The sequence below is a fragment of the Corynebacterium sp. ACRPZ genome (assembly GCF_022346205.1).
Classification (GTDB): domain Bacteria; phylum Actinomycetota; class Actinomycetes; order Mycobacteriales; family Mycobacteriaceae; genus Corynebacterium; species Corynebacterium lehmanniae.
The window spans coordinates 22,498-29,679 of the sequence record NZ_JAKRMR010000020.1; the positions used below are offsets into that span (position 1 = coordinate 22,498).

Genomic DNA, 7,182 nt, shown 5'->3' on the forward strand with positions numbered 1-7,182 from the left:
GCGGATAGACTAGCGCACCTGGCCGGTACCTTCCAGGATCCTTTTAGTGGTGGTCAGCTCCGGCAGCGCCATCGGTCCGCGGGCGTGCAGTTTCTGGGTGGAGATGCCGATTTCGGCGCCCATGCCGTATTGCTCCCCGTCCGTGAAGGCGGTCGATGCGTTGAGTACGACGGCGGCGGCGTCCACGGCGTCAGCGAATCGTCGTAAAGCATGTGCGTCCTGGGCCGCAATTGCCTCGGTGTGGCCGCTGGAGTAGCGCGCGATGTGGGCGATCGCCCCCTCGACACCATCCACGACGGCGCTCGCGATGTCCATGCTGAGGTACTCCTCGGCGAAATCGGCCTCGGTTGCAGGCGAAACGTCCGCACCGAACGCATGATGCTTCTCGACGTCTCCGTGCACCTCAACCCCCGCATCCTGCAACGCAGCAACGACCGCGCGCTTGTCCTCGTCTGCGAGAGCGGCGTCAATGAGCACCGTTTCGGTGGCGTTGCACACGCTGACCCGGCGCGTCTTGCCGTTGAGCAGCATCGCAATCGCCTTGTCCAGGTTGGCGGAGGCGTCGATGTAGAAGTGGCAGTTGCCGGTGCCCGTCTCGATGGCGGGCACGGTCGCGCCGGTGACCACCGCCTCGATGAGGCGGGCGCTGCCGCGGGGGATGACAACGTCGACAAGCCCGCGCGCGGTGATGAGGTCCTGGACCGAATCGTGGGACTCGCAAGGCAGCAGCTGCACCGCCTCGCGAGGCAGGTCGTGTGCTGCGAGGGTGTCCTGCAGCACCTCGACCAGTTTTTCGTTGGAGCACCGCGCCGTCTTCGAGCCTCGCAGCAGCGCCACGTTGCCGGATTTCAGCGCCAGGCCGAACGCGTCGACGGTGACGTTCGGGCGGGCCTCGTAGACCATGCCCATCACACCGAGCGGGACGCGCACCTTCTTCATCTGGATGCCGTTGGGCAGCGTGCGGCCGGTGAGCACCTCCCCCACCGGGTCCTGCAAGCTGGCCACCTGGCGCAGGCCGCCGGCGATGCCCTCGATGCGGTCCTGGTCGAGTGCAAGCCGGTCCAGCACCGACTCCGCCAGGCCATTTTGGCGGCCGGTTTCAAGGTCGCGGGCGTTGGCGTCGAGGATCTCCCCGGCGCGCTCCGTCAGCGCAGCGGCGGCCGCGAGCAGCACCGCGTCCTTCGCCGGGGTCGGCAGCGCGGCGATTATCGGCGCTACCTCCTTCGCGCGGCGCGCCTTCGCGAGCACCTCCTCGCGCTCGGCCTGTCGTTGCTGGTCAGTCTGCTGCGCACTCATGCGGCAATCCTAGCGCTAGACGATTACCAAAACCCTTGACACCGGCGCGAGGGTGGCCCACTATTTCGGTATGACCGATTTGCAGCTCTTCAACGTCCCGGAAAAGCTGGTGCGCGCTCTTGAAGCGCAGGCCCAGCTGCGGAACACCTCCGTGTCCGACGTTGCTGTTGACGAGCTGACATTCGCGCTCAACCGCCGCAAGCGTTCCGCGGCTCTGGCTCGTCTCGCCAATCTTCCCCGGGTGAGCACGAAGGGCGAGTCCATTGCCGAAGCTGTTCGCGCTGAACGGGATGCCAGGGCATGATTCTGGATACGTCCGCGGCAATCGAACTATTGCTACGTACTGAAAAGGGCGACCAAGTACTCGAGCTGATCTCTGCCGAAGACGCAGAAATCCACGCACCTCACCTACTGGTAACTGAAGTCGTGCAGGTAATGAGAAGACAGGTGCGTTCCAACGTTTTGGACGTGAGTAGAGCGGCCGAGTCTTTATCGATCTTGAGCGAGCTGGGTATCCAATTTCACGGACACCTTCCGCTCATGGCTCGAACCTGGCAGCTCCGCGAGAACGTTTCCGCTTACGACGCCACTTTCATAGCGCTTGCCGAAACGCTTAATCAGCCGCTCGTCACCGCAGATGCCCGCCTCGGTAACGCACCTGGATTCGGGGCTACCATACTGGTCATTTAGTACCCGGCGTCGACGTCGACCTCTGTGGCCATCTTCTCGCCCGCGGCGTAAAGCTCCCAGTTCTTCGCGGCCAGGCCGCCGATGCGGCGCTCCATGAACCGCGGGATGTTGGCCACGTGCGGGGTGATGACGCAGTTGTCCAGGCCCCACAGCTCGTGGTCGGCGGGCAGTGGCTCGGGCTCTGTGACATCGAGGCCGGCGCCGCGCAGGTGGCCGTCGGCAAGCGCTTGCGTGAGCGCCTGCGTATCGACGAGCGGCCCGCGCCCCACATTGACGACGACCGCAGTGTCCTTCATCTGCTCAATCCGCTGCGCATTCACCATATGGCGGGTTTCCTCCGTCAGCGGGGTGAGCAACACAAAGTAGTCATGATCTGCCCAGATCTCGCCAGCGTCCTTCATGGCAACGGAACGGTCCGCGCCGTCCACCGGGTTGCCCGAGCGGTTCACCGCAGTGATCTCCATGCCGAAGGGCTGAAGGAATCGGATCAGCGTCTTGCCGATGCCTCCGGCGCCGATGATCGCGAGCTTCTTGTTGTCGAAGAGGTACTCCTTCTCCTTGAACAGCTGCGTGTTGTTCCACTCGCGATCTACCGCTTTCATACGGTGCTCTACTGCCAGTAGGAGGGCGAGGGTGGATTCGGCGACGGTGTCGTCGTAAAGCCCACCCGCATTAGCAAAGCGCACGCCATTGGCCGCATGCTTGGACAGAATGCCGGCCTCCAGCAAACCTTCAATGCCGGCGTACTGGATCTGCACAACCTTCACGCTGTCCGGCAGCTCATCCGGGAAATCCTTCGGACCGCCACCGAACAACACGAGGTCCGGGTTGTCCTCAAGGGCGACGTGTTGATGTCCCTTCGCCTCCAGCGCAGCGATGGGTTCGTTTTTAGGCTTTGGCAAATACGTGAACTTCATGCCTACCCAGAGTATGGAAAAACTCGACCTCCGACCCCGGCATTCACACCCCGGCATTCACACCATTTAAGTGTCCAAGACCGCACCGGTGCCGCCCCTGGGAAACTGACAAACGAGTCCCGCGAACGTGCCAACGGACTCTTGAAACGTCTTCGTCAATTCGACGTGGTCATCGACTGCGACCCGTCCTCCCCACCCATCGTGGGCCTCACGAGCCTTCCGGGCTTCACCCACCTGCCACGCACAGTAGAAGACAAGAACTTCGTCATGAAGATCAAACCCGAAACTCGCATCACTCCGCTGGGTGACAAGATCTGGCGCATGGTCCTTCGGAGATAATCGACTCCATGCGTTCTCTCATCCTGAGACTTCTCGCCATTTTGCTCGCAATCGTATTTGCAGCCGGTGCGGCAGACCTTGTAATTGCCAAACGTGCGGGATTATCCCCGATTGACAGGCGGGCTCTCGAGGAGTTCCAAACACTCGCCGACACCCCGCAACTGTGGCGCGACGTCGACGTAGTGTCACACCCGTTCGTCCTCATGAGCAAAGACTCCGGATTCAGCTATCTCGTCACAAACGAGCCAGTATCGTCGCCGTTTGCCGAGCCGATTCCTGCACCGGCGGCAGAAGGTTTCCACGTATACCGGCTTGCACGCCTTTACCCGCAGCTGCTGCCAACATGGTTGCTCGGTGGCAACTTCACCACTATCGGTCACCCCAAACGAGTGCTCGGTCAGGATTCCTATTACGTGAAGTTCGGCGAGCACAGCTTCGACGTTCCAAACTCTTCTGAGCACTTCATCACTTTCCTCGCACACGAGGCTTTCCATTTCTACGGGCAGGAGAACTGGAGCATGGATCCGGGTCCGCTTGGTCAGCCAGATCTTGCTTTGCTGGAAGAAGAGCTCGTGCTTTTCGACGAAATACGCGCCGAAACCAGCCCAAGCCGCCTCAGAGACTTAGCCCACGGGCTGTTGGCTATTGAGATGCGCCGACTCGCTGCCGACCCGGAGTACGTCGCCGCTGAACGCTGGAAGGCAACGATCGAAGGCACAGCAACATACGTTGGGATCAAAGCTTTGGAAATAAAGGCCCTTACACTATCGTGTCGCAGTGGACGGATAAAAATGGAAAGCTGGTTTACTTTCGGGAAAAGGCTCGGGCGAAAAACCAGAACAAACACGGTCTATCCATTCGTGCTTCACAAGCTTCAACAAAATATGCGCCAAAAATTAAGCGCTCCGGCGACCGCTATGAATATCGCCTGCCCATGGATCATATTTCCTGCTCAGGTTGGGGACCTTTTAAGAAGTGCCGGAAAGTTGAAACCACAGACATATTAACGGTGGTTGGTTTCAACAAGATAAGGGACGGCAAACCTTACGGAGTTGTAACCACTCACTGCCTTGGCTACCAAGGCCGTTGCCCGCAATGGATTATCAATTCACCGCAGATTAAATAGCAAATGTACAAAACGATGCCTCAATCGTGGGCCACGGAGCTCGCTGGGGAAGACATTTCCGGGAAAGATATGTCCAACTATGACCTGACGGATATCAATCTCGAAGGAAGCATATGCAAAGGATGCTCGTTTCGCGGCTCCATGGTGGCATGGGCTAACTTGAAATCGGCAGATTTCACCGACGCAGATTTTACGAACGCAATTCTTAGCGAGTCAGACCTTCGTGGAGCGACATTAACGCGCGCGAATTTTACGAACGCATATCTGGTACCTGTTACCGCCAGTCCAAGGCAATTCTCTGAATGTACAGGTTTGGATGCAAGTAATGCGATACTTTATAGCCCCTGATTGCGCCTACACGAATTCCGTTCAAGCCCTACGGTGTATCGGGTGTTGAAAAACGCATAGATACGGCGCGGCGTGCGGGTGAATATACGCCCCACGGTGATTGCTGTATGGCAGGCTATATGTTTAGGCATATGGCACGACATACGCTAAAGCATATGTTATAGCGTATGTTCACCGAAACGTGGCTTTACCTGTTGGTTCTTTCATTGAGGCGGGCTCCGAAAATGCCAGTCCACAGGGCGAGTAGTCCCAGCGACGCAATAAGTGCGGTAAGAATTAGCGGCAGCTCTGCGAGGTTGAAGATGAGATAAGCGCCCAGGATCATTGCCACGCTGGTTCCGCCTCCAATCGCGGCGACTCGCATACGGTCTTGGGGCTGTTCGCGGCGGATGGTCTGGACGGCCAAGACGGTGGCACACACCAGCGCAGCCAAGACAATAACTATGTACAGTCCTCTTCTCCTTTCGGTGCTGGCGCTTATCCTATCGGGAGGGTGTGCACGGTCTGCGTGCTGCATTTCCTCAGAATCAGGGTGTGTTAGTGTTACCTCCCGTAAGATCCTGATGCGCGAAACGCACAGTCTCAGTAGGAAGTCTGAGCGATAGCACTAGCCAGTTCTATCCGTCGCTTTAGCTCTTGCGCTCATTAGAGCTAAGGAATCCAGCGTCGTCAGGTCCGCTTTAGCGTACCTGGAGACAACTTTGCCTGCTCAATTCACCCTTTTTCACGATGGTCAGTTTTGGTGCGGAGTCTACGAGACTTCCAGTAACAACCAACTCCGCGCCGTCCGAGTAGTTTTCGGCCCAGAGCCTAATAACGCCGAACTTTATGAGTGGCTGCTCGTCAATGGTTCTTCCCTAGTCAAACGGGCCCATCGTTCCGTACCTATACCTGGCGCTATTGAAGAGCCACAGCGAGGAAATCCCAAACGCCTGCAGCGGAAAGTCAATAAAGTGACCGGCTCCGGTTTTTGGTACCGGTTGGGCGGGTATCGGGTACTGGGTGTGCGTGTATTGGGTACCGGGGGTAGTTGGGTTGGCAGTCTGTGGTTGACGGCCTGCGCAGTGTGTACGCGCGGGCCGCGTAACCATGGAAGGAGTTTGGTGTGGTCACCAATTACAGGTTGATCATGCTGGCGCTTGTGCAAGGCCGCTCGTGGTCGCAGATCACGTCGGATTTGGGGTGTTCACGCAGCAGTATCGATAAGGCCAGCCGAGTGTTGCGCTCGACTGGAATGGACGAAGACGCAATTATCGCGTTGTCGGCGCAGGAGCTTTCGGAGTTGTTTCCGGATAACCGCCGGCGGGATTCGGACGCGTTTGTGGAGCCGGATTTCGCAGGTATCGCTGCCCGCCGCCGACGCGGTGAGCGGGTGACGTTGAAGGTGGAACACCATAAATACACCCGGCGTCAGGCCGCTTCTGGCCAGCAGCATTATTCCTACCGGCAGTTCTGCGCGCTGTTTGAAAACTACGTCGATGTCAACGACCTGACTGCGCTTTTGACCCATGCCCCTGGTGAGGAGCTGTGCGTTGATTGGTCCGGGGAAACCATGGCAGTTGTTGACCCGTTGACCGGGGTGTCTGTGCGGGCGTATGTGTTTGTGGCGTCGCTGCCACATTCGGGGCTCATCCATGCCAGTGCGTGGCCGGATATGCGGATGCGGTCGTGGCTGTGTGCTCACCGCGACGCGTTGGACTACATCGGTGGCGTGCCGGTGCGCATCGTTCCCGATAACGCCTCGACAGCAACCAACCAGGTTGCACGTGGTGCGACGGTGCGTGAGGTCAACGAGCGCTACCAGCAGTTCGCTGAATTCTACGGTTGCGGGATCACCCCGGCTAGGCCGGGTAAACCCAGGGATAAGGCTCATGTGGAAAAAGCGGTCGATATCGTCCAGACCTGGGTCGTAGAAGCGTTGTCGGGCCAAGAGTTCGCCACGCTTGAGGTACTCAACGCCGCTATTGCAGCACAGGTTGACTGGATCAACGACCGGGAAGGATTCCGGGGCCGGAAAACAACCCGCAGGCAGCTGTTTGTTGAAAGCGAAGCAGAAGCGTTGCGCCCGCTGCCTACGCAGCGCTGGTCGTATTCCACGTGGCGCACCGCCAAGGCCGGGGTGAACTACCACGTCCAAGTGGAGAAGCATTTCTACTCTGTGCCGTGGAGCTTCGCCGGTAAAAGTGTCGACGTGCAGATCTTCGACGATGTCGTCGACATCTTCAGCGCGGGTGAGCGTATCGCTTCCCACCTGAAGAAACCGGGCAATATGCAGTACTCCACAGATAAAGAGCATGTGCCGGCAAAGCACCAAGACTTGGCCACGAAGTGGGATCGGGGCCGGAGAGGGTGTCCGATTCTTTGTGTGCGGGGGTTTGGTTTACAAGTAGTCCGCGAATCGGTCGGGGTAAGCCACGGCTAGTTGGTTGATGGCTTGTTTCCACCCGGTGGCTTTCGCTCCTTCAA

General features: G+C 58.7%; 8 protein-coding genes and 1 pseudogene. 7 read left to right on the top strand and 2 right to left on the bottom strand.

Annotated elements, in window-relative coordinates; genetic code table 11:
• Nucleotides 1-9 precede the first annotated feature (9 nt).
• The gene (locus MHX64_RS11190) at nucleotides 10-1,296 is read right to left on the bottom strand and encodes a glutamate-5-semialdehyde dehydrogenase (protein ID WP_239357502.1); all 1,287 of its coding nucleotides are present in this window, start codon (nucleotides 1,294-1,296) and stop codon (nucleotides 10-12) included.
• Nucleotides 1,297-1,366: 70 nt separating this feature from the next.
• On the opposite strand from MHX64_RS11190, the gene MHX64_RS11195 reads away from it, so the two are divergent.
• Nucleotides 1,367-1,600 (top strand): hypothetical protein, encoded by a 234-nt coding sequence (locus MHX64_RS11195; protein ID WP_126857909.1) that lies wholly within the window; start codon nucleotides 1,367-1,369, stop codon nucleotides 1,598-1,600.
• Nucleotides 1,597-1,986, top strand: a complete 390-nt coding sequence (locus tag MHX64_RS11200; RefSeq protein WP_181888922.1) for a type II toxin-antitoxin system VapC family toxin — start codon at nucleotides 1,597-1,599, stop codon at nucleotides 1,984-1,986. Before MHX64_RS11195 ends, MHX64_RS11200 begins: the two co-directional genes overlap by 4 nt.
• Here the strand turns inward: MHX64_RS11200 and MHX64_RS11205 are convergent.
• Nucleotides 1,983-2,903: a D-isomer specific 2-hydroxyacid dehydrogenase family protein gene (locus MHX64_RS11205; RefSeq protein WP_181888923.1), complete on the bottom strand. Its 921-nt coding sequence runs from the start codon at nucleotides 2,901-2,903 to the stop codon at nucleotides 1,983-1,985. The genes MHX64_RS11200 and MHX64_RS11205 overlap by 4 nt on opposite strands.
• Nucleotides 2,904-3,044: 141 nt before the next feature.
• On the opposite strand from MHX64_RS11205, the gene MHX64_RS11210 reads away from it, so the two are divergent.
• From MHX64_RS11210 to istA, 5 genes and pseudogenes are all read left to right on the top strand, one after another.
• Nucleotides 3,045-3,242, top strand: coding sequence for a hypothetical protein (locus tag MHX64_RS11210; protein WP_181888924.1), 198 nt, complete (start codon nucleotides 3,045-3,047; stop codon nucleotides 3,240-3,242).
• A gap of 8 nt (nucleotides 3,243-3,250) precedes the next feature.
• Entirely contained in the window at nucleotides 3,251-4,249 is a 999-nt protein-coding gene (locus MHX64_RS11215) for a hypothetical protein (RefSeq protein WP_181888925.1), read from the top strand.
• Nucleotides 4,250-4,437: 188 nt separating this feature from the next.
• Entirely contained in the window at nucleotides 4,438-4,716 is a 279-nt protein-coding gene (locus MHX64_RS12120) for a pentapeptide repeat-containing protein (protein ID WP_158093103.1), read from the top strand.
• 701 nt (nucleotides 4,717-5,417) lie between these two features.
• Complete coding sequence (locus MHX64_RS11220; protein WP_239357501.1) at nucleotides 5,418-5,843, top strand: YjdF family protein; 426 nt, start codon at nucleotides 5,418-5,420, stop codon at nucleotides 5,841-5,843.
• Nucleotides 5,844-5,845: 2 nt separating this feature from the next.
• Nucleotides 5,846-6,781 (top strand): annotated as a pseudogene (istA, locus tag MHX64_RS11225) (IS21 family transposase); the annotation flags it as partial.
• Nucleotides 6,782-7,182 lie beyond the last annotated feature (401 nt).